Below are 20,872 nucleotides of genomic sequence, written 5' to 3'. Positions count from 1 at the left end.
ACGACCGGATGAGCGGCGATCGAGGAGGGATGAGCGACCGGTGAGCGCGGAGTGGCCGATGAACGGAGCCGACCCGGTGCTGGTGGAGATCGTGGAGGGCACGCTCGCGTCGGTGGAGAAGGAGGTCGAGACCGCCATCGCGCGCACGGCCCGCTCCCCGATGATCCGCGACGCGCACGACTTCCGGGCGGGCATCCACGACGTACGGCTGCGCAAGCTGACCGGCAGGTCCTACTCGGCGCTGGTCCAGCCCGTCGTCAGGGACTTCCCCGCAGCCGAGATGAACCCCGGCGACGTGTTCTTCCACAACGACGTCTACCTGTCCGAGGGCGGCATCGGGCACCTGCCCGACCTGTGCGTGACGGTCCCGGTCTTCCACGACGGCGCCGTGGTCGCCTTCGTGCAGGCGTTCGGCCATCACGACGACATCGGCGGGGCGGTCCCCGGATCGATGCCCTCGCACGCGCGCAGCGTGTTCGAGGAGGGGCTCATGGTCCCGCCGATCAAGCTGTGGGACCGGGGCGTGCCCAACCGGGCGGCCCTCACGATCATGACGCGCAACTCGCGGATGCCCGACTCGCTCGCCGGAGACCTGGACGCCGAGTGCTCGGCCTGCCTGATGGGCGCGCGGCGGCTGGGGGAGCTGTTCGGCCGCTATGGGCGTGAGGCGGTCGAGGCGTGCTTCGACGCGATCATCTCCAAGACCACGGAGACGTTCCGCCGCGAACTGCTGGCCCGGATCCCCGAGGGCACCCACGTGTGGGAGGACTACGCCGAGCACGACGGCGTGGACGAGCCCCGGCTGCACGCCCAGCGGATCACCCTCACCGTCGACCACAGCGCGCCCGCGCCGCTGGTCATCGACTTCACCGGCACGTCACCTCAGGCCAAGGGGCCGATCAACCACGCGGGAGACTACGCCGACGGGGTGTTCCTGAAGAAGTGGCTCGCGCCGATCCTGCGCAACCTGGCCGAGACGCCCGAGCGGATGGCCGAGCTGGACGTCAACGAGGGGGTCGTCCCGCTCATCGAGATGAGGTTCCCGGAGAAGGGGACGCTGCTCACCCCGATCTTCCCGGCCCCCACGAACGCGCGGACGTTCGTGATCCTGCGGCTGCTCGGCGTGCTGGCCGGGGTGCTGGCCAAGGCCACCGGCGGCCGGATGCCCGCCGACCAGGAGACCATCCGCTACACCGGCGTCCACGGCGCCGCCGCGGACGGCACGCCGTACCTGATGAGGGAGGTCCTGGGCGGCGGCTCCGGCGGCCGGTGGTACGCCGACGGCGAGGACACCATCCACGTCGTCCCCGACTCCCGCAACATCCCGGTCGAGTTCGCCGAGTCCCGCTGGCCGTTCCGGGTCGAACGGCTCGCCCTGGCCCGCGACTCCGGCGGCCCCGGCCTCTACCGGGGCGGCCTCGGCTACGACAAGCACCTGCGGATGCTGCGCGACGCCTCGTTCATGTCCATCGCCGACCGCTCGATCCTGTCGTGCTGGGGCGTGAACGGCGGCCGGGCCGGTCGGCCGTTCGTCGTGGAGATCGAGGGGCGGAAGATGGAGGGTCTGGTGGACGACTCGCCGGTCCGCGCCGGTGAGGTCGTCCGGGTGCGCACCACCGGGGGCGGCGGCTGGGGTCCGGCGCTGGAGCGCGATCCCGAGCTGGTGGCCGCCGACGTCCGCGACGGCAAGGTCTCGGCCGAGGGTGCCCGCGACGACTACGGGGTCGTCCTGCGCGGCTCCGGCGACGACCCGCGCGTCGACGACGAGGCCACCGCCCTGCGCCGCGCCGAGCTTCAGGCACTCCTGCCCGCCGACGCGCCGTTCTTCGACCGGGGCCCCGGCTTCCCGTCGTTGTCGGACGGCCTGCCGCACGCGGAGGTGGACTTCATGTGACGAACCGATCTCCGTGGCTGGAGCGGCGCGACACCACGTCGGGGCGGTAGGCCTTGCCTGCGGAGCGCCGGGAGGGTTCGCTGGAGTCATGCCTTCTGTGATCATCGCTGTACGGCACGGCCAGAGCGCGTCCAACGCCGCCTTCGACGAGGCGTCCGCCACCGGGGCGGCCGTCGACCTGGGGGAGCCCGACCACGGCACGCCGCTCAGCCCGCTCGGCCGGCGGCAGGCAGGCGAGCTGGGCAGGCGCCTGGCCGCCGGAGGAGCGCCCGAGGTGGTGTGGTGCTCGCCGTACCTGCGGGCCGTGCAGACCTGGGAGCTCGCCGCGGCCGAGCTGGACGCGGCCCCGGAGTTCCGGCTGGAGGCACGGCTGCGGGACCGGGAGATGGGCGCGCTGTCGGGGATGAACCTGGCGGCGATCAGGGAGCGGTTCCCCGAGGAGGCCGAGGCCATGCTCGCGCGGCGATACAGCTACCGCGCGCCGGAGGGGGAGAGCATGCCCGACGTCGCCGACCGGGTGCGAGAGGTCCTCGCGGACCTGCGCGCCGAGTGCGCGGGCAGACAGGTGCTGATCGTGGCGCACGACGCGGTGGTGTTGATGGTCAAACACGTCATCGAGGGGATCCCGCTGGACCGGCTGGACCCGTTCCTCCCGGTCCGCAACGCCTCGGTCTCCGTCTGGCGGGGGACGCGGCCGGAGGTTTTCAACGATGCCGGCCACCTGGAGAACGTGACGTTCTAGACCCTGTTTCCCGGATGGCCGTCGTCACCCTCATCGGCCGGCCTCCGCGTACTGCGCCACGCTGTCGCCGAATGACCAGTCGACCGGCTCGTTCTCGGTGGTCGTTCTGCGGCGGGGCGCCTGGGGGGACCGGAACTCCCGGCTCAACGAGCTGGTCAGTCGGTGCCGAACTCCATCGCGGCGCGGTCGAGCATCTCGTCGTCGCCGGAGACCTTGCCGCGTGAGGCGATGGCCTCGGCGCCGCCCTGCGGCATCGCGCCGATCAGTCCGGTCGAGGCCGCCTGGGCGGCGCCGATGAGCGCAGGATGGGTGGTGCCGACCATGCCGAGGCGGGCGTACTGCTCGAGCTTGGCGCGCGAGTCGGCGATGTCGAGGTTGCGCATGGTGAGCTGGCCGATCCGGTCCACCGGACCGAACGCCGAGTCCTCGATGCGCTCCATCGACAGCTTGTCCGGGTGGTAGCTGAAAGCCGGGCCGGAGGTGTCCAGGATCGAGTAGTCCTCACCGCGCCGCAGCCGCAGCGTCACCTCGCCGATGACGGCCGTGCCGACCCAGCGCTGCAGCGACTCTCGCAGCATCAGGGCCTGCGGGTCGAGCCAGCGGCCCTCGTACATCAGCCGGCCGAGCCGCCGTCCCTCGTTGTGGTAGCTCGCCAGGGTGTCCTCGTTGTGGATCGCGTTGACCAGCCGTTCGTACGCCGCGTGCAGCAACGCCATCCCGGGCGCCTCGTAGATGCCGCGGCTCTTGGCCTCGATCACCCGGTTCTCGATCTGGTCCGACATGCCCATGCCATGCCGTCCGCCGATCGCGTTCGCCTCCATCACCAGGTCGACCGGGGTGGCGAACTCCTTGCCGTTGATCGTCACCGGGCGGCCCTGGTCGAAGCCGATCGTCACGTCCTCGGCGGCGATCTCGACCGCGGGATCCCAGAACCGCACGCCCATGATCGGGTCCACGGTCTCGATGCCGGTGTCGAGGTGCTCCAGGGTCTTGGCCTCGTGGGTGGCGCCCCAGATGTTGGCGTCGGTCGAGTAGGCCTTCTCGGTGCTGTCGCGGTAGGGCAGGTCGTGGGCGAGCAGCCACTCCGACATCTCCTTGCGGCCGCCGAGCTCGGACACGAAGTCCGCGTCGAGCCAGGGCTTGTAGACGCGCAGGTGGGGGTTCGCGAGCAGGCCGTACCGGTAGAACCGTTCGATGTCGTTGCCCTTGAACGTCGAGCCGTCGCCCCAGATCTGTACGTCGTCCTCGAGCATCGCCCGGACCAGCAGGGTCCCCGTGACGGCACGACCGAGCGGCGTGGTGTTGAAATAGGGGCGCCCTGCCGAGCGGATGTGGAACGCACCGCAGGTGAGCGCGGCCAAGCCCTCCTCGACCAGCGCCGCGCGGCAGTCGACCAGGCGTGCGATCTCAGCACCGTACGTCGACGCGCGGCCAGGCACCGAGGCGATGTCGGGCTCGTCGTACTGGCCGATGTCGGCGGTGTAGGTGCACGGGAAGGCGCCCCTGTCGCGCATCCACGCGACCGCGACCGAGGTGTCGAGGCCACCCGAGAAGGCGATGCCGACGCGCTCGCCGGTGGGCAGGGAGGTGAGAACCTTAGACATGGGATAAGTATGCATTGCGAGGCATGATTATTCAAAACCGCGACCGGCCCACACGCCCCCCGAATGCGTACGGCTAGGCGGGGATGAGCGCGATGACGTTGGCGAGCTGGGCCTGGCAGGCGATGCCGACCCGGTCGGCGTGGTTAAGCAGGGTGATCAGCAGGCTGCCCACGACCGCCGCGACCGTCGCGTCGTACTCCTCCTCGAGGATCCGGGGCGCCTCGGCCCACTCCAGGCTCGCCTCGCCGCCGAACAGGCGCCGTTCGACCGGGCCGATCTCGAAGGCCGGATCCAGGGTGAGCTTGGCGGACTCCACAGGCGGGTCCTCCTCTGCCGCGCCGGGGGAAATGTGACGTTTCAGACCAGGTTCCGGACATCCATTGACGGCCGCGCCGTTCTGGGATCTGCTGCGCCTAGATCCATAAGAGCTCCGCGAGGAGGGGCGCATGCGTCTGCGTATGGTGCTGGCGGTTTCGGTACTGGCCCTGACCTCGGTGACGGCCGTACCGTCGTGGGCCGGCCCCGCCCCCGGCGCCGCGCCTCCCGCGACCCCGGCTCCGACGGCCGCGGCGTCCGGGGGCGGCTGCGACCCGATCGCCGGCGCCGAGTGCCTGCTTCCCTTCCCCAACGACTGGTTCACCACGGGTGCGCGCACCCGCACCGGACTGCGGGTCGCCCTCGCAGCCGAGGCCATGCCCCGTAACGCCGCGGACACCCCGATCGACCCCGCCCAGTGGAACGCGGCCGACGGCTTCTCCCCGGGTTCGGCGCTCCTGGCCCATGTGCCCGGCCTCGATCTGGTCAAGACGGGCGCCGCACCCGTCACCGACATCGGGTGGTCCCTGCGCCGCGACGCCCCCGTCGTGATCGTCGACACCCGGACCGGGGAGCGCTGGCCGTACTGGGCGGAACTCGACGCGGGCGCCGCCGACCCCGCCCGGCAGGCGCTGATCATCAGGCCGGCGAGGAACTTCCGCGAGGGGCACCGCTACGCCGTCGCCCTGCGGGGGCTGAAGGACACCGAGGGCGAGGACCTGCCGGTCGGGGAGACCTTCACCAGGCTCCTCGGCGACGGCCTCCCCTCCGGGGATCCGCTCGCCGGGCGGCAGCACTCGCTCCGCCGCACACTCGACGACCTCGCCAGAGCGGGGGTGGACACCGCGGGACTCCAGCTCGCCTGGGATTTCACCGTCGCCAGCCAGCAGGGCATCGCCGCTCCCGTGCTGGCCATGCGGGACCAGGCGCTGCGGACGCTCAAGGGCCGCTCGCCGAAGTTCACGGTCACTTCCGTCACCGACCTCACCCCCGAGCAGGACTCTTCCGTCGCCAGGGAGGTCGCCGGCGAGATCCTGGTCCCGAACTATCTCGACAGGCCGGGCGGCCCGCCCGGCTCGAACCTCAACCGTGGCCCCGACGGGCTGCCGCGCCTGCTCGGCGACACGGTGAAGGCGCAGTACCAGTGCGAGATCCCGCGCTCGGCGTTCACCCGGCCCGCGCATCCGGCCCTGTACGGCCACGGCCTGCTCGGCAGGGCCACCGAGGTGCGCGCCGGCAACGTGCGGGCGATGGCCGGAGAGCACGGCTTCATGTTCTGCGCGACGAAGTGGATCGGCATGGCCGACGAGGACGTCCAGCACGTGGCGGGCGTGTTCGGAGACCTCTCCCGGTTCGGCACGGTCACCGACCGGCTCCAGCAGAGCCTGCTGAACTTCGTCCTCCTCGGCCGGGCGATGATCACCTGGGACGGGTTCGCGGGCCACACGGCCTTCCAGGACGGGCGGGGCAGGTCGCTGATCGACCGGCGGGACGCTCTCGCCTACGACGGCAACAGCCAGGGGGCCATCGCGGGCGGTGCGCTGGTCGCCGTCTCGCCCGACGTGCGCAACGCCGTGCTCGGCGTGGCGGGGATGAACTACGGCACGCTGCTCAACCGCAGCGTGGACTTCCTGCCGTTCCAGCAGCTCATGGACCGCGCCTATCCCGACAAACTGACCCAGCAGGTCTGCTTCGGGCTGCTCCAGATGCTCTGGGACCGTGCGGAGACCAACGGGTATGCCGAGCATCTGACCGGGGACCCGCTGCCCGGCTCACCCCGTCACCGTGTGCTGCTGCACGCCGCCTTCGGTGACCACCAGGTCTCCACGGTGACGGCCGAGGTGGAGGCCCGCACGATCGGGGCGCGGATCCACCGGCCCGCGGTCGCCGACGGGCGCAGCCCCGACCTGGCTCCGTACTGGGGGATTCCCTCCCTGCCCCGCAGGCCCTACGCCGGCTCGGCGCTGGTCGTCTGGGACAGCGGGACGCCCGCGCCGCCGGCGGCCAACGTCCCGCCGCTCGGCCCGCAGTACGGACGTGACCCCCACGAGGACCCGCGCAACGATCCCGAGGCCCGCGTGCAGAAGGCCCGCTTCCTCCAGGACGGCCTGGTGGTCGACGTCTGCGGTGACGCCCCCTGCACGGCGGATCCGGTGGAGCGTTAGTGGGGGGCAGACCAAATCGCCGGAAAGAGGCAATGGGCTGGTCGGAAGACTTGCCGGCATCTGAAGTGTTTTCAGACGGTCGACGCAGGTGGCCCTGAGCCGGGCATCATGTTCGCCTCGGGTGACTGGCGGCGCGCCATCACCGACCGTCCCACCTCTGAATGAGGGCCCTCGCTGTCCTTCACATACCTGGGGGGGTATGTTGGGTGCGGAGGTGGAGCGAGTGGAGATGGACGCGACCGTCCTGGCCGACGCCCTCACCCGGCTCAAGCGGGCTCACGGCCAGCTGGGCGGAGTGATCGCGATGATCGAGAACGCCGACGACTGCGAGCGGGTGCTGACCCAGCTGGCGGCGGTCTCCAAGGCGCTGGACCGGGCCGGATTCAAGATCATATCAACCGGGTTGCAGCAGTGCCAGGCGGCGCGTGGGCGCGGCGAGGAGCCCCCGATCAGCCTCGAGCGGCTGGAGAAGCTGTTCATGTCCCTGTCCTGAGGCGCCCGGAAGCTGTCACGAGTGGTCCCCGTTCGCCGGGAAGGCGAGCGGGGACCACCGCAGAGCGACGGCACCTGTCTGTCCGATAGATACCCCCCCGGGTATATGCGTTGAGGGGTTGCATGATGACGATCCGTGAAATCACCGTCGATGATCTGCGGCTTAGCGACCTGACCGGCACGGTGCCGCTGGACGAGCTGGACACGCTCTTCGCCGGCCACGCCGGCCACGCCGGGCGCAGTGTGGTGGCGAAGTGCCGCTCCGGTAGAGGCAGCGCGGTCGCGGCCCAAGCGCCGCGGGGCGCCGGAGCCCGGGTGTGGTCGCCGGCCGGCGGCACCAACGCCTGGCAGCGGGCCGCTCTGCCACTGGAGCGCGGCCGCCGACGGCCCCGGCGCCGAACAACCCGGCAATCACGGCAGCGACACCGAAACCGACAAGCGAAGGCGGTATGACGATGACGATGATCCACGTTGAGGTGGTCGAGACCTCCTCCTTGGGCGACCGCAGCTACCTGGCCCATGACGGGCGACTCGCGCTGGTGATCGACCCGCAGCGCGACATCGACCGCGTCCTGGCCCTGGCCGGCCGGCTGGGCGTGCGCATGGGCAATGAGTGGCGCGCCGGGCACCTCGACGACGCCACCCACATCCCGCTGCCCGACCTGCCGAACCGTCTGACCGAGGTGCCGGACGGGACGGTGTGGGTGCACTGCGGCTCGGGCTACCGGGCCGCGGCGGCCACCGGCCTGTTGATCCGAGCAGGGCGGCGCGTGGTGCACATCGACGACGCCTACGCCGACGCCGCCGCCGCGGGCCTGACCATCACCGCCCCCGAGACCGACCGCCGCACCACTGAGGGCCGCCGCCCCTGAGGACCGCGGCACCTGCGAGAACCGCTGTCCCCGAGGACCGGCCGACCACCACCGCTTTTCGACAAGGAGATCGTATGACCACCGCCGACACCCCGGCGACCCCCGTCACCCTCGACGCCGCCACCCTGCGGCAGCTGCTGGAATCCGGAAACGGGCCCCGGCTGATCGACGTGCGCACCCCCGGCGAGTTCGAGACCGCGCACATCCCCGGCTCCTACAACGTGCCGCTGGACCTGCTGCGCGAGCACCGCACCGAACTACGCGCCCACCTTGATGAGCAGGTGGTGCTGATCTGCCGCTCCGGCCAGCGCGCCGGCCAGGCCGAGCAGGTCCTCGCCGGTGCGGGCCTGCCCAATCTGCGCATCCTGACCGGCGGCATCACCACCTGGCAGGCGGCCCCCGCACCGACCTCGACACCGTGCTGAGCGCCCTGGCCGGCGCCCGCGGGTGAGCGGCCCCGATGTGCGCCCCGCCGGCCCGACCGGCGGGTGAACCCCGCGCCCGAACCAACCGGCCGAAGCAACCGGTCGAACGGAGACGACGATGCTGACCGCACTGGTCCTCGGCGCGGTGATCGGCGTGCTGCTCGGATCCGGGACTCTCAGAGCACGACGAACTCGCCCGGCACGGCGGCGCCGTCGAGGCGGAGGTCGGCGCGGGCGCGGGTGTCGTCGGCGGCGAACCACTCGTCCTCGGCGCGCATCCAGGCGTGCCACTGCGGTGCGAGGGCGGCGCCGTCCCTGGCCAGAGCGCGGGTCAGCCGTAGCGGCCGGGGGGCCTCCACCCAGACGGCGAAGGCCGCCGGGGCCGTGCGCCGGGCCGTGCTCACCCCTTCGAGGAGCAGCACCGGTGCGACCGGCACGTCCACCCAGTCGGCGAAGGCGCCGCGGACCCAGTCGTAGCGCCGGTATCTTCCCGGCTCGCCCGCCGCCAGCGGGCCCAGCACCTGCTCCCGCACGTGCGTGAACCAGGCCGCGGGAGGCTCGTCCCACGGCACGGGGAAGTCGTCGCTGTGGATCACCTGGGCGTCCAACGCCCGGCCCAGCCGCCCGGCGAAGGTCGTCTTGCCCGACCCACCCGGCCCGTCCACCGCGACGACGCGGACCGGACCGCACGACGGCGACAGCCGCCGGACCGCTCCGGCGAGATCCTCAAAGGAGACGATTACCCCCACCTTGCCCATGCTGTCAGTATCCAGAGGGGGCACGTGACGCTCGTCTGTCCGGTTTGAGAGTGTCCTTGCCGGTTCCAAGGGGAACGGGCTGGAGAGGGAAGGGGTACGTCTGGGAAGATCTCGAACATGCCGCACCCGGATAGGGAGCGGCGCGGGTCATCAGGCAGGCTGACGGCGGGGGAGACGCCTTCCCCGCTCCGATCCGGCCAGGCCCGCGACCACCACTGGAGGCTGATCTTGCACGGAGCCCTCGGCGACATCGTCGTCCTCGACCTCTCGCGCGCGCTGGCGGGACCGCACGCCGCGCAGATGCTCGGTGACCTGGGGGCCCGCGTGATCAAGGTGGAGCATCCCGCGGGGGGCGACGAGTCCCGGAGCTGGGGACCGCCGTTCGTCGGCCCAGAAAATGACATCTCCACCTATTTCCTCGCGGCCAACCGCAACAAGCAGTCGATCACCGTGGATCTCAAGTCCACCGAGGGCAAGGCCCTGATCGAGCGTCTGGTACGGCAGAGCGACGTGCTGATCGAGAACTTCCGCACCGGCGTGCTCGATCGGCTCGGCTTCCCCGTCGAGCGGCTGCACGAGCTCAATCCGCGCCTGGTCATCCTGTCGATCACCGGGTTCGGCCATGACGGTCCCGAGGGGGGCCGGCCGGGCTACGACCAGATCGCCCAGGGAGAGGCCGGGCTGATGAGCCTCACCGGACCATCCGCCGACGAGCCCTACCGGGTGGGGGCGTCGATCGCCGACCTGCTCGGCGGCATCCACGGCGCCTACGGTGTGGTCGCCGCCCTCTACGAGCGCGAGCGCACCGGCCGGGGCAAGGTCGTGCGGACCTCGCTGCTGGCCGCCGTGACCGGCGTGCACTCCTATCACGGCACGGCCTGGACGGTCGGTGGCCAGGTGCCGGTGGCGGGGGGCAACCACCACGCCTCCATCGCCCCCTACGGGGCGTTCCACTGCGCCGACGGCATGATCCAGATCGCGGCGGCGAACGACGCGCTGTGGCGGAAGGTGGCCGCCCTGCTGAACATCGACCCCGATATACCGAAATATGCGATAAACAGGGAAAGATTCGCGCATCGGGATGAGTTGATCGCCGACATGGAGCGGACGCTGACCAAGCACGACCGCGCCCACTGGCTGGCCGCGCTCGCCGAGGCCGGCGTGCCCGCCGGGGCGATCAGATCCATCGACGAGGTCTACGCCTGGGAGCAGACCCGCTCCCAGGGCCTGCTCGTCGAGGTCGACCACCCCGTGCTCGGCACCGTCGAACTGCCGGGCCCGCCGCTCCGCTTCGACGGCGAGCCCCCGGTACGGCATGGCGCCCCACCCGCCCTGGGCCAGCACAACGACGAGATCCTCGCGTGGCTGGAGGACCGTGAACGCTGAGAATCCCTCCAACGCGGAGCCCACCGCGCGAGGGCAGGGGACGAGCCCCACCCGGCCCGACGCCCGCACCCTCATCGACGTCGTCCTCGACCCGGGGACATGGCGCTCGTGGGACGAGACCCCCGCCGATCCGGCCGCTCCGGGGCCGGACTACGCCGAGGAACTGGCCAAGGCCCGGACCAGGACCGGATACGACGAATCGGTGGTCTCCGGCGAGGGCCTGCTCGACGGGCGCCGGGTCGCGGTCATCGCCTGCGAGTTCTCCTTCATGGCCGGGTCGATCGGGGTGGCCGCCGCCGAGCGGCTCACCGCCGCGATCGAGCGCGCCACCGCCGAGGGGCTCCCGCTGCTGGCCGCCCCCGCCTCCGGAGGCACCCGGATGCAGGAGGGCGCGCTGGCCTTCACCCAGATGGTGAAGATCACCGCCGCGGTGATCGCGCACCGCGCCGCGGGCCTGCCGTACGTCGTCTACCTCCGCCACCCGACGACCGGCGGCGTCTTCGCCTCCTGGGGGTCGCTGGGGCACGTCACCGCCGCCGAGCCGGGCGCGCTGATCGGCTTTCTCGGGCCGAGGGTGTTCGAGTCGCTGCACGGCTACCCGTTCCCGGAGGGGGTGCAGACCGCGGAGAACCTCTTCGCCCACGGCCTGGTCGACGCCGTCGTCTCCGCCGAGGACGCGCGGCGCGTCGCGATCCGGACGCTGGCCGTACTGTGCGCCCCAGGCGAGGAGCTGCGGAGCGGCCCCGAGCCGGACGAGCGGATCCAGCCGATCGAGGCGTGGGACGCGATCACCCGCTCCCGCCGGGACGACCGTCCCGGCGTGCGGGCGCTGCTCAAGCTCGGCGCCTCCGACGTCACCCCGCTCAACGGCACCGGCGAGGGCGAGAACGACCCCGGCATGCTGCTGGCCCTGGCCCGGTTCGGCGCGGCTCCCGCCGTCGTGCTGGGCCAGGACCGCAGCCGCCGGCGCGTCGTGACCCCGCTCGGCCCGGCCGGGCTCCGGGTCGCGCGGCGGGGCATGCGCCTGGCCGCCGAGCTGGGCCTGCCGCTGGTCACCGTGGTCGACACCGCCGGGGCCGCGCTGTCCAAGGCGGCCGAGGAGGGCGGGCTGGCCGCGGAGATCGCCCGCTCCCTGGCCGACCTGGTGGTGTTGGACGCCCCGACCGTCTGCCTGCTGCTCGGCGAGGGCGCGGGCGGCGCGGCTCTCGCGCTCCTGCCGGCCGACCGGGTGCTCTGCGCCCAGCACGCCTGGCTGTCCCCGCTGCCCCCGGAGGGGTCCTCGGCGCTGCTGTACCGGAGCGTGGACTTCGCCCCGGAGATCGCCGCAGCGCAGGGCGTGAAATCCACCGACCTGCGGCGCGACGGCATCGTGGACCGGATCATCCCGGAGCGCCCCGACGCCGCCTACGAGCCGGAGGCCTTCTGCCGCCGGGTGGCCGGCGCCCTCGAATACGAGATCGCCGGCCTGCTGAGGCGGGCCCCCGCGGACCGCCGCACCGCCCGCCTGGCCCGCTACCGGCGGCTCGGGGTCTAGTTCCCCGGCACCGGCGGCCGGAGCGTCTCCTCCGGAGAGGAGTCCGGCCGGATCGGGGTGACGGCGGGCACGTCGTCGTGCCAGATCTCGACCCCGGCCGCGTCGTAACCGACGAGCCGGAAGCCCTCCAGATAGGCGTCACCGGGATGCCGGTAGGTGCCGGAGAACAGCGCGGCGGCCCCGCCCCATGGGTCGGGGACCGTGCCGGCGTCGGCCGACGTGCCGTCCTTGAAGACCAGCGAGATCCGCGCGGTGTCGGTCCGGGCGACGCCGTACCAGAGACCCTCGTGGAGCCGGAGGTCCACCGGCCGTTTCTTCCCCGCCAGGTCGGCCAGAAGCTGACCGGGTTCCAGGAGGTTCAGCCCTATGTCGTCGCCGCCGCGCGACCAGACGACCGTCCGGTCCGGGTTGGCGTACAGGCGCGCGGTGAGCCCGCCGGCCATGTCCAGGGCGGGCCCGATGGGCGGCTTCGCGACGTCCGGGTCCGTCATGGGCTCGTCCCGCTTCAGCCGCTGCACGACCTTCCCCCCGCTGTCGGAGAACTCGAAGCGCGTCACCCCGGCGCTGGACGGGAAGGCCACGGTCCACATCACCAGCGGTGCGCCGCCGGGCCGGTGGACCGTGCCGGGGATCCTGGTGCCGTCCTTGGCGATGGCCTCGACCTTCGCCACGACGTCCCGGGCGGCGCCGTAGCTCAGCCCGAGCCTGCGGCGTGGCCAGGTCGAGTCGGACCCGTTCAGGTACCAGGCCTGTTCGCTGTCACGGCCGGCCTGGGGCACGTTCGTGCAAAAGCTCGTCGCTCCGCCGGACGCCTGCTGGGTGATGGCACAGAGCCCGTAGCGGGTGCTGTCGGCCGGATTGGTCTTTCCGGTGATCCACATGATCACCGGCCTGTTCTCCGCCGGGTCGTCGACCGTCACCGGCTCGCCGACCGGAGGGTACGTGGCGGTGACCCGCCGGTAGAGGTTCCCCTTCTCGACGGTGCCGGTGGCGATGTCGCCCTCGGCGCCGCCGCTCACGGTCAGGAACACCGCGACGGCGGTCACGCCGGCCGCCACCGGGAGCAGTGCGAGCCATTGCCACCGCCGTACCCTCCGGCCGCGGGACCGGACCTTCCGGTAGGCGTCCGGGCTGACGGTGTAGGTGCCGGCGCGGGCGTCGAGCGCGGCGCGCAGGCGCTCTTCGAGATCGTTCACGATTCCTCCCGGAGAGTCCTGGCGAGGGCGGACATGCCGCGGCTCGTGTGGGTTTTGACGGAGCCGGGGGAGACGCCCATGGCGTCGGCGATCTCCCGTTCGGACAGGTCCAGCCAGTAGCGCAGGACCAGAGCCTCACGCTGGCGGCGGGGGAGCCGGTCGACGGCCGCCAGGAGCTCCTGATGCCTCTCCGCGACGATGACCGCGTGCTCGCCACTGGGTGCGGCCGGGGGAGGTTCGAGCGGGCGCAGCCGTACCAGCCGCAGATGGCGCAGCCGGTTACGGGTCAGATTGCACACGATGGACCGCACATAGGCGACGGCCGCGCCGTCGTCGCGCAGCCGCGACCACCGTGCGTGGAGGCGGGCGAACGCCTCCTGGGCGATGTCCTCCGGGTCGTCGGCGCCGAGCAGCCCGGCCAGCCGCACCATCGACAGATGGTGCGCCGCGAACAGCTCGGCGAACGAGGGAGGCGCTGCTGTGGAAAGGTCGATCACAATGTCGAGACACCCGGACGGCCCGCCGGTTGACAGGTGCCGCCCGTCGACTGGTTCTACGGTTCGGATCTCGACGGGGACAGCGGGACCGGGACGCGCTCGATCCGGATGGAGAAGACCTCGTCGCGGGGGACGACGACCTCGTAGGCGCCGTGGTCGACCATCCAGTAGCCCAGGGCCTCGGCCTTCATCCCGCTGTGCCCGGTGTAGGCGATGTGCAGGCTCTCCTCGCCGTTCTCCTCCGAGACGTCGAGGATGAGGCACGGCTCGCCGCCGAACGCGCCGACCGTGCGGACCAGCACCAGCCAGTCGAGATCCTCACGGGGGACCGTCTTGCGCCAGTAGCCCGAGGTGGCCTCGAAGCCTTCCCGGGCCTCCTCGCTGAACAGCACGACCTCGTCGCCGTCCGGGCCGAGGGCGGCGGCGTGGGTCCGGTCGGCGTGGTGGGCGACGAAGCCCGAGGCCACCGGCTCGATCTCGGGGCTCATGCCGCCGGCCTCCAGCTCAGTCCGTCGTACAGGCCGAAGAGACGCTCCCCGTCGGCCGTCACATGGATGATCTCCGCACCCGCGGGGATGGGCACCGGCGTGGTGTGGAACTGCGGCACGACGTGCTCGCGCGAGGTGGTGAAACCGTTCCCGGCGAAGGGCGGTGAATCGTTCCAGTCGCCGCCCATGTGCGGTCCGTACGGCACGGCGTAGCTGTCCATGTCGCGGGCGAACCAGCGCATCAGATAGATCTCCGGCACCGTCACCGTCAGCTCCGAGCCGTCGAATCCCAGGTCAAGGCCCATGAACAGCTGGGCTGGGGTGGTCAGGCGGGCGCAGTCCTGCACACGGTAGACATATCCCGAGATCACGGTCCGCCGGCCGGCCAGATAGGGCACGAGCAGCCGAGGCGGGATGACCTTCTGCATCTGCGTTCTACGCCCTGGTGGATCACTCACGATCGCATTTTACGATCTGCCGACCTGGAGCCGTCGGTGTTCCAGGCACGGCAGGGCATTCCGGGTGGCAATCGTGATCTGAGAATCGACTTCGCACGTCTGCACGGCGGGCGCGGGACCCAGATCGGAGCGGACCACGCCCATCGGGTCGACCAGCATGCTCCGGCCGATCCCGAAGCCGTCACGGGCCTCCGGGGCGGGAGCCTGGCCCACGGCGGCCACCCAGACGGTGTTCTCGATCGCGCGGGCCCGGACCAGGGTCGCCCAGTGCTCCTCCTTCATCGGCCCCGACCCCCAGGCGGCGATCACCGCGAACAGGTCGGCCCCCTGGTCCACCAGGGCCCTGGTCAGCTCGGGGAAGCGGATGTCGTAGCAGGTGACCAGGCCGATCCGGAGTCCGGCCAGCTCCACCACGACCGGGGTGGAGCCCGGCTCGACCAGCTCGGACTCGCGGGCGCCGAAGGAGTCGAACAGGTGGATCTTCCGGTAGGCCGCCCGGACCGTGCCGTCGGGGCCGATGGCCACCGCGGTGTTGTACACCCGGGGAGCGCCGCCGCCTCTGGAGGCGTCCCCGGTCCGGCCTGTGCCGTCGACTCCGGAGGCGTCACCGTTCTGCGCCGGGTCGCCCGTCAGGCCGTCCCCCGGCTCGAACACGCCCGCGATCACAGCCAGCCCGTGCGCCCTGGCGGCCCCGGCCAGGGCGGTGACGAATGGCCCGTCCAGCGGTTCGGCCAGATCGGTGATCCGCGGGCCGTACCGGGTGAGCGTGGCCTCGGGGAAGATCGCCAGGTCGGCACCGTCGGCGGCGGCCCGCTCCAGCGCCTCCAGGGCGCGGCGCAGGTTGGCGGCGGGCTCGGTGGAGACCGGGATCTGGCACAGGGCGATGCGGGTCACACGACCGACCCTATCCGGCTGCCCCGCACCGGCTCCATCCACGTGAGGCGGCGCCACACCCACTCCAGCGGTCCGTACCTGAACCTGGCCAGCCACATCCGGCTGAGAACGACCTGCAGGGCCAGGACGCCGACGGCCAGCGCCACTCCGGTGAGGCGGGTCGGGTCCGCGGTGAGCAGCGGCAGGGACAGCAGGATGACCACAGTGCTGACCAGGTAGTTCGTCAGGGCCATCCGGCCGAGCGGGGCCAGGACGGAGAGCAGCGCGTCGCGCGCCCGGGTCCGCAGGAGCAGCAGCAGCCCGGTGCAGTACGCCGTCGCCGCGGCCAGTCCGGCGGCCGGATAGGTGCCCCGGTAGAAGAGACCGGGATCGGCGGTGGTGCGGATCCACAGGTAGCCGAGCCCGGCCGCGAGCACGGTGGTGACGACGAAGACGGGCGGCAGCAGCCACTCGGGCGGCGGATACTCCATCACGACCATCCCCAGCAGGAACAGTCCCGGGATGAGCTTCACCCCGCCCCCCTCGTGCACCGCCCAGGCCGTGACGGCCATGCCGAGCACCGGCGTCACGGGGCGGGGGAGGAAGGTGACGGGCAGCAGGACCAGCGCCCCGAAGATCGCGTACGGCAGGAGCACCTCGCCGGGGTTGACGAGCTGGTGGGCCAGGCCGAAGCACGCCAGCACCGCCAGCCTGCGCAGCAGCACCACTCGCGGGTGGTCGCTCCGCTGGGCGGCGGATCTCAGGAACAGCACGAAGCTCAGGCCGAACAGGAACGAGAAGATCGGATAGAACCTGCTCTGCAGGAGGTTGTCGATCGCCCAGTCGACCGCGTTCCGGTCGGAGGCCTTCAGGTGTTCACGGGTGTGCTGCCAGGTGTTGACCAGCATGATCCCGCACACCGCGAAGCCGCGGAGCGCGTCCAGCTCGTGAAGCCTTCGGGTCACAGGAAATAGACGTACCACCACACAACAGATCATGCATAGACGACCCCACCAAAAGGGGTGTTCTTCCCCGCCGACGCCCGCGCCCGCCTCGCCGGACTCCAGGAAGGCGGGTAGCCGTCAACGCTGACGGCCGACGTGGCCTCGCTTAGGCCGGCTTCCAGTCGCCTGTTGCCGTTTTCTCAGGCGTCGTCGCTTTCCGCGAAGGCCTGGTAGGCGGGCCGGAGGAGGTCCAGGATGGGGATCTTCCGTGCCGTGAGCGGCGGTGGGTCGAGGGTACGTAGCAGCAGGTCCGGCGGGGCGACGGGCAGCGCCGTACGGTCGCGCAGGCGTGCGGGGGAGGCGCCCGGCTCGTAGAAGTCCGCCATCCGCTCGGTGAACGGCGTGTCGGTCACGTCGAACAGCCCCGGCCGGGCCGGTGCCGGCTCCTCCCCGCCGCCGGTCTCGCGGAGGGCGCCGAGCAGGGCGTCCTTGCCCATGCCCCGCCAGGCCAGCACCAGGAACGGGTCGTCGTCGAACGCCTCGGCCAGCACGTACAGCACGGCCGACAGGTGCTTGCAGGGGAACCCCCAGTCGGGGCACGAGCAGTCCATGTCCAGCTCGCGCTCGTCGGGGAAGAGCGGGAGGTCGCACCGGTGGAAGACATCTTCGATCTCCGCCGGCATCTCCCCGGCGAGCAGTTTCGCGCGGTAGAGGGCCTGCGCGGCCAGCGCCCCGGCGAGAGCCCGCCACCGGTCCGCGTCGTAGGCCGCGATCTCGATCCCCACCTTGTAGGGAGTCCTCCTCGACCCCTGGACCCGCGCCGTGACCAGACCGGGAGCGATCTCCAGGTCGAGGACCTGGCCGGAGCGCGCGTACGAGCGTCCCCGGCTGAGCCTGCCCCGGTCGCAGACGCGCTCAAGGATGTCGATGAACCGGCGCGACCACCACTGCTCGCCGATCGAGCCCCGCCTGCTCCGCGCCCGGATGCCGCCCTCGACCCGGATCGGCCGGGACGGCTCGAACCAGTCGTTCCTGCTCATGCCGTCTCCTCCCCCGCTGTGTCGCGGAACGTGATGTGCCTGCTCACGAGACGGCATCCGGTCCGAGGCGGAACAGCTCATGGAGCCGGTCGGTGGACAGGCCGGTGATCCAGTCCTCGCCGGTGCCGACGACGCTCTCGGCGAGCGCCTTCTTGCGTTCGATCATGTCGTCGATCCGCTCCTCCAGGGTGCCGACGCAGATGAACTTCCTGACCTGTACGTTCTTCGTCTGGCCGATCCGGAAGGCCCGGTCGGTCGCCTGGTTCTCCACCGCGGGGTTCCACCACCGGTCCACGTGGATCACGTGGTTGGCGGCGGTCAGGTTGAGGCCGGTGCCCGCGGCCTTGAGCGACAGCAGGAACAGCATCGGCTCGTCGTCGAGGCGGAACCGCTCGACCAGCTCCTCGCGCCGCCTCCTGGACAGCCCGCCGTGCAGCCACAGCACCGGGCGGTCCAGGTGGGCGGCCAGGTAGGGCTGCAGCAGGGAGCCGAACTCGGTGTACTGGGTGAAGACCAGGGCCTTGTCGCCCTCCTCGACGATCTCTTCCGCCAGTTCCTCCAGCCGGGCCAGCTTCCCCGACCGCCCGGCGAGCCGCGAGCCGTCCCGCAGCAGATGCGCGGGGTGGTTGCAGACCTGCTTCAGCTTCGTCATGGTCGCCAGCACGTTGCCCCGCCGCTCGATGCCCTCGCTGTCGGCGATTTTGGTCATCATGTCCTCGACCACGGCCTGGTAGAGGGTGGCCTGCTCGGAGGTGAGGTTGCACCAGACCTTCATCTCCAGCTTCTCCGGCAGGTCGGAGATGATCGTCTTGTCGGTCTTGAGGCGGCGCAGCACGAACGGCCCGGTGGCCCGCCGGAGCGCGGCGGTCGCCGTCGCGTCGCCGTCCCGTTCGATCGGTTCCTGGTAGCGTCTGCGGAACCGCTTTGCCGGGCCGAGTAGCCCGGGGTTGCAGAACTCCATGATCGACCAGAGTTCCGCCAGGTGGTTCTCCACCGGGGTGCCGGTCAGCGCCAGCCGGGTGCGTGCCGGGATCGCCCGTACGGCCTGCGCCTGCCTGGCGGCGCTGTTCTTGATCGCCTGGGCCTCGTCACAGACGATCCTCACCCAGGCGAAGTCCGCCAGCATCTCCCGGTCCCGCAGGGCGGTGCCGTACGTGGTGAGGACGAGATCCGCCTGCTCCACTCGCTGGGCCAGCTCCGGCCCGCGCAGCCGGGCGGTGCCGTGGTGCAGGTAGACATCCAGCGAGGGAGCGAACCTGGCCGCCTCCTTCTGCCAGTTGCCGAGCAGGGACACCGGGCAGATCAGTAGGGTCGCTCCGGGCCGGGCGCCGTCCTCGCGCTCGGACAGCAGCAGGGACAGGGTCTGCGGGGTCTTGCCCAGGCCCATGTCGTCGGCGAGGATGCCGCCGAGCCCGATCTCCGACATGAAGGCCAGCCAGGACAGCCCGCGTTGCTGGTACGGCCGGAGCGTGCCGTGGAAACCTGCCGGAGTGGTGATCGGTTCGAGGCGGCGATCGGCTTCGCCGGACAACAGGTCACCGAGGCGGCCGTCGGCGTCCACGGCGACGACCGGCAGTTCGTCGTCGCCGTGGACGACCTCCTGGATCACCTCGGCGACCGTCATCTCACCCGCCCTGCGCATCTCGACCGCCTTCAGCGCGGCGCCGAGCTGCTGGTCGTCCAGCTCGACCCAGCGGCCCCGCACCTGGACCAGTGGCACCTTGAGCCGGACCAGCTCGTCCAGCTCCTTCTCGCTGATCGTCTCGTCGCCGATCGCCAGATCCATCCGGAAGTCCACGAGCTGGCGAAGTCCGAGCGCCTGGCCGGAGGCCGCCTTCGGGCCGGTCTGCTTCGAGCGGGCCGTGAGTTTGAGCCCCAGCCTCGTCCTGCCGGCCCAGGCGGGCAGCTGCACGCCGAACCCGGCCGCCTGCAGGAGCGGGGCGGCCTCGCGGAGGAATGCGAACGCGCCCGCCGTGTCGAGGACGAGCTCCGACGGCCGGGGACCACGCAGCGCCCTCTCCACCTCGGGATACAGCCGCGCCGCGTGGCCGAGGCCCGCGAGCAACGTCTCCTCGGGGCGGGCGGAGAGTCCGGGGGCGGTCTCGCCCGCCCAGACGAGCGGTGCGGGCAGGTAGAGGCTCGGATCCTCCGACGACTGAACGGCGAACTCCACCCGCCACGAGAGGTCGTTCTGCGGCCGCGCGGGGCGGCCGCCGTACTCCGCGACGAGGTCGGCTTCCGGAACAGGGGCGGGGGCGGTCTCGGGTTCGGTCAGGCGGAAGCAGACCCTGGCGGGGCCGTCGAGCCGGTGCGCCGACCTGAACCACTCCTGGAGTGGCTTGGTCAGCCGATCCGCCTCGGCCCGCGTCAGGCCGGGAAGCGCGGCGATCTCCCCGGTGAGGGCGGCCGTCCAGCGGTCGGCCGCGGGGCTGCTGGGCCCCGGGCGGCGCCCGCCGAGCAGGCGGTCGGGGAGCATCTGCCGTACCGCCGCGTCGGCCAGGCACGCCAGGGCCTCGATCAGCACGTGGGCCGAGGGCCGTTCCTCGACGACGGCCCGGCAGACGGGCGGCATCGCGGCGGCGAGATCGCGGAAGCGGTCGGCGTGGGGGCCGGTCAGCACGGGACGCCACCGTGCCGCGTAGCCCTCGTCCTCGGCGACGAGCTGGGGGAGCAGGCGACCGGTGCGGACCAGGTTGCGGGCGTAGGACGCGACAACGGTGAGATAGCGAAGAGAGGCTCCGGGAGCCGGTGCCCGCAGATCCTCATCCGGGGACCGGCCCTCCGTGGGAGGACGGGTCAGTTTCTCGATGCGATCGAGCAGGCTCAGCGCCGTGCCCGGCTCGACCAGAAGGGCGGGCACCTGCCAGGGGCTGATCTTCGGCTGCCGTGTGGTGGCTTCGATCCCGGATTCGGGGGAGGGCAGCGGGCTCCGTGCCGTGCTCGGCAGGAGCAGGATGAGATCCTCCACGACGGGCCTGACTCCCCAGAGCGACAGGGCGTCGGTCAGAACGGTCACCGAGGCTGCGAACGGATGGGGGCGGACCTTCGCACGTGAGGCGCCCAAGGTGGGACCGGACGGATCCTCCGCCCAGAGCACAAGCCTGTCACCGGACCAGGCCCCGTGGATCACCAGCACCGTCGCATCCCTCCTGTCGTCATGGAAACCGTACCCGGTGACGGGGAACCACC

Annotated in this window: 20 protein-coding genes; 9 read left to right on the top strand and 11 right to left on the bottom strand. The window is 71.7% G+C overall.

All coding sequences use genetic code 11. The features are described from left to right. Positions 1 to 40 precede the first annotated feature (40 nt). Positions 41 to 1,894: a hydantoinase B/oxoprolinase family protein gene (locus tag FHR32_RS00750; protein WP_312881799.1), complete on the top strand. Its 1,854-nt coding sequence runs from the start codon at positions 41 to 43 to the stop codon at positions 1,892 to 1,894. Positions 1,895 to 1,982: 88 nt separating this feature from the next. Further along, on the top strand, positions 1,983 to 2,636 hold the full coding sequence (locus FHR32_RS00745) for a histidine phosphatase family protein (protein ID WP_184752020.1): 654 nt from the start codon (positions 1,983 to 1,985) through the stop codon (positions 2,634 to 2,636). Positions 2,637 to 2,791: 155 nt separating this feature from the next. Here FHR32_RS00745 and argG read toward each other — a convergent pair whose 3' ends face one another. Together argG and FHR32_RS46505 are read right to left on the bottom strand one after the other, a co-directional pair. Continuing rightward, positions 2,792 to 4,240: an argininosuccinate synthase gene (gene argG, locus FHR32_RS00740; RefSeq protein WP_184752018.1), complete on the bottom strand. Its 1,449-nt coding sequence runs from the start codon at positions 4,238 to 4,240 to the stop codon at positions 2,792 to 2,794. Between the two features lie 73 nt (positions 4,241 to 4,313). Beyond that, positions 4,314 to 4,556, bottom strand: a complete 243-nt coding sequence (locus FHR32_RS46505; RefSeq protein ID WP_312881797.1) for an alpha-L-arabinofuranosidase C-terminal domain-containing protein — start codon at positions 4,554 to 4,556, stop codon at positions 4,314 to 4,316. 130 nt (positions 4,557 to 4,686) lie between these two features. Here FHR32_RS46505 and FHR32_RS00730 point away from each other — a divergent pair, with 130 nt between their 5' ends. The 5 genes from FHR32_RS00730 (at position 4,687) to FHR32_RS00710 (ending at position 8,509) form a co-directional block, all read left to right on the top strand. After that, entirely contained in the window at positions 4,687 to 6,720 is a 2,034-nt protein-coding gene (locus FHR32_RS00730; protein WP_184752014.1) for a hypothetical protein, read from the top strand. 229 nt (positions 6,721 to 6,949) lie between these two features. Further along, complete coding sequence (locus FHR32_RS00725; RefSeq protein WP_221465203.1) at positions 6,950 to 7,213, top strand: metal-sensitive transcriptional regulator; 264 nt, start codon at positions 6,950 to 6,952, stop codon at positions 7,211 to 7,213. 122 nt (positions 7,214 to 7,335) lie between these two features. Then, positions 7,336 to 7,665, top strand: coding sequence for a hypothetical protein (locus FHR32_RS00720; protein ID WP_184752012.1), 330 nt, complete (start codon positions 7,336 to 7,338; stop codon positions 7,663 to 7,665). 8 nt (positions 7,666 to 7,673) lie between these two features. Further along, positions 7,674 to 8,084: a rhodanese-like domain-containing protein gene (locus FHR32_RS00715; protein WP_221465202.1), complete on the top strand. Its 411-nt coding sequence runs from the start codon at positions 7,674 to 7,676 to the stop codon at positions 8,082 to 8,084. Positions 8,085 to 8,158: 74 nt separating this feature from the next. After that, on the top strand, positions 8,159 to 8,509 hold the full coding sequence (locus tag FHR32_RS00710; RefSeq protein WP_221465201.1) for a rhodanese-like domain-containing protein: 351 nt from the start codon (positions 8,159 to 8,161) through the stop codon (positions 8,507 to 8,509). A gap of 176 nt (positions 8,510 to 8,685) precedes the next feature. On the opposite strand, the gene FHR32_RS00705 is transcribed toward FHR32_RS00710, so the two are convergent. Next, the gene (locus tag FHR32_RS00705) at positions 8,686 to 9,267 is read right to left on the bottom strand and encodes a uridine kinase family protein (RefSeq protein ID WP_221465200.1); all 582 of its coding nucleotides are present in this window, start codon (positions 9,265 to 9,267) and stop codon (positions 8,686 to 8,688) included. 228 nt (positions 9,268 to 9,495) lie between these two features. On the opposite strand from FHR32_RS00705, the gene FHR32_RS00700 reads away from it, so the two are divergent. Continuing rightward, complete coding sequence (locus tag FHR32_RS00700) at positions 9,496 to 10,653, top strand: CaiB/BaiF CoA transferase family protein (RefSeq protein WP_184756287.1); 1,158 nt, start codon at positions 9,496 to 9,498, stop codon at positions 10,651 to 10,653. Further along, on the top strand, positions 10,643 to 12,187 hold the full coding sequence (locus FHR32_RS00695) for a carboxyl transferase domain-containing protein (protein ID WP_312881794.1): 1,545 nt from the start codon (positions 10,643 to 10,645) through the stop codon (positions 12,185 to 12,187). The genes FHR32_RS00700 and FHR32_RS00695 overlap by 11 nt, the downstream gene beginning before the upstream one ends. Here FHR32_RS00695 and FHR32_RS00690 read toward each other — a convergent pair. The 8 genes from FHR32_RS00690 to FHR32_RS00655 form a co-directional block, all read right to left on the bottom strand. Further along, positions 12,184 to 13,383 carry a hypothetical protein gene (locus FHR32_RS00690; protein WP_184752010.1) on the bottom strand — a complete coding sequence of 400 codons (1,200 nt, stop codon included), beginning with the start codon at positions 13,381 to 13,383 and terminating at the stop codon, positions 12,184 to 12,186. The two genes, FHR32_RS00695 and FHR32_RS00690, sit on opposite strands and share 4 nt — an antisense overlap. Further along, complete coding sequence (locus FHR32_RS00685; protein ID WP_184752008.1) at positions 13,380 to 13,880, bottom strand: SigE family RNA polymerase sigma factor; 501 nt, start codon at positions 13,878 to 13,880, stop codon at positions 13,380 to 13,382. Before FHR32_RS00685 ends, FHR32_RS00690 begins: the two co-directional genes overlap by 4 nt. A 56-nt stretch (positions 13,881 to 13,936) precedes the next feature. Beyond that, the gene (locus FHR32_RS00680) at positions 13,937 to 14,368 is read right to left on the bottom strand and encodes a UCP033725 family protein (protein ID WP_184752006.1); all 432 of its coding nucleotides are present in this window, start codon (positions 14,366 to 14,368) and stop codon (positions 13,937 to 13,939) included. Continuing rightward, entirely contained in the window at positions 14,365 to 14,826 is a 462-nt protein-coding gene (locus tag FHR32_RS00675) for a hypothetical protein (RefSeq protein ID WP_312881791.1), read from the bottom strand. The genes FHR32_RS00680 and FHR32_RS00675 overlap by 4 nt, the downstream gene beginning before the upstream one ends. A gap of 9 nt (positions 14,827 to 14,835) precedes the next feature. Continuing rightward, positions 14,836 to 15,720, bottom strand: a complete 885-nt coding sequence (locus FHR32_RS00670; protein WP_184752004.1) for a carbon-nitrogen hydrolase family protein — start codon at positions 15,718 to 15,720, stop codon at positions 14,836 to 14,838. Further along, positions 15,717 to 16,664, bottom strand: coding sequence for a DUF418 domain-containing protein (locus tag FHR32_RS00665; RefSeq protein WP_184752002.1), 948 nt, complete (start codon positions 16,662 to 16,664; stop codon positions 15,717 to 15,719). The genes FHR32_RS00670 and FHR32_RS00665 overlap by 4 nt, the downstream gene beginning before the upstream one ends. 179 nt (positions 16,665 to 16,843) lie before the next feature. After that, positions 16,844 to 17,683: an SWIM zinc finger family protein gene (locus tag FHR32_RS00660; protein ID WP_184752000.1), complete on the bottom strand. Its 840-nt coding sequence runs from the start codon at positions 17,681 to 17,683 to the stop codon at positions 16,844 to 16,846. A gap of 43 nt (positions 17,684 to 17,726) precedes the next feature. Further along, on the bottom strand, positions 17,727 to 20,819 hold the full coding sequence (locus FHR32_RS00655) for a DEAD/DEAH box helicase (RefSeq protein WP_184751998.1): 3,093 nt from the start codon (positions 20,817 to 20,819) through the stop codon (positions 17,727 to 17,729). Between the last annotated feature and the right edge of the window lie 53 nt (positions 20,820 to 20,872).

The organism is Streptosporangium album, assembly GCF_014203795.1.
Classification (GTDB): domain Bacteria; phylum Actinomycetota; class Actinomycetes; order Streptosporangiales; family Streptosporangiaceae; genus Streptosporangium; species Streptosporangium album.
This window is presented reverse-complemented; position numbering and strand designations above follow the sequence as displayed.

Coding starts and splice junctions, on each gene's coding strand:
- FHR32_RS00745 (WP_184752020.1), top strand. CDS start 1,983: ATGCCTTCTGTGATCATCGCTGTACGGCACGGCCAGAGCGCGTCCAAC.
- argG (WP_184752018.1), bottom strand. CDS start 4,240: ATGTCTAAGGTTCTCACCTCCCTGCCCACCGGCGAGCGCGTCGGCATC.
- FHR32_RS00730 (WP_184752014.1), top strand. CDS start 4,687: ATGCGTCTGCGTATGGTGCTGGCGGTTTCGGTACTGGCCCTGACCTCG.
- FHR32_RS00725 (WP_221465203.1), top strand. CDS start 6,950: ATGGACGCGACCGTCCTGGCCGACGCCCTCACCCGGCTCAAGCGGGCT.
- FHR32_RS00720 (WP_184752012.1), top strand. CDS start 7,336: ATGATGACGATCCGTGAAATCACCGTCGATGATCTGCGGCTTAGCGAC.
- FHR32_RS00715 (WP_221465202.1), top strand. CDS start 7,674: ATGATCCACGTTGAGGTGGTCGAGACCTCCTCCTTGGGCGACCGCAGC.
- FHR32_RS00710 (WP_221465201.1), top strand. CDS start 8,159: ATGACCACCGCCGACACCCCGGCGACCCCCGTCACCCTCGACGCCGCC.
- FHR32_RS00705 (WP_221465200.1), bottom strand. CDS start 9,267: ATGGGCAAGGTGGGGGTAATCGTCTCCTTTGAGGATCTCGCCGGAGCG.
- FHR32_RS00680 (WP_184752006.1), bottom strand. CDS start 14,368: ATGAGCCCCGAGATCGAGCCGGTGGCCTCGGGCTTCGTCGCCCACCAC.
- FHR32_RS00660 (WP_184752000.1), bottom strand. CDS start 17,683: ATGAGCAGGAACGACTGGTTCGAGCCGTCCCGGCCGATCCGGGTCGAG.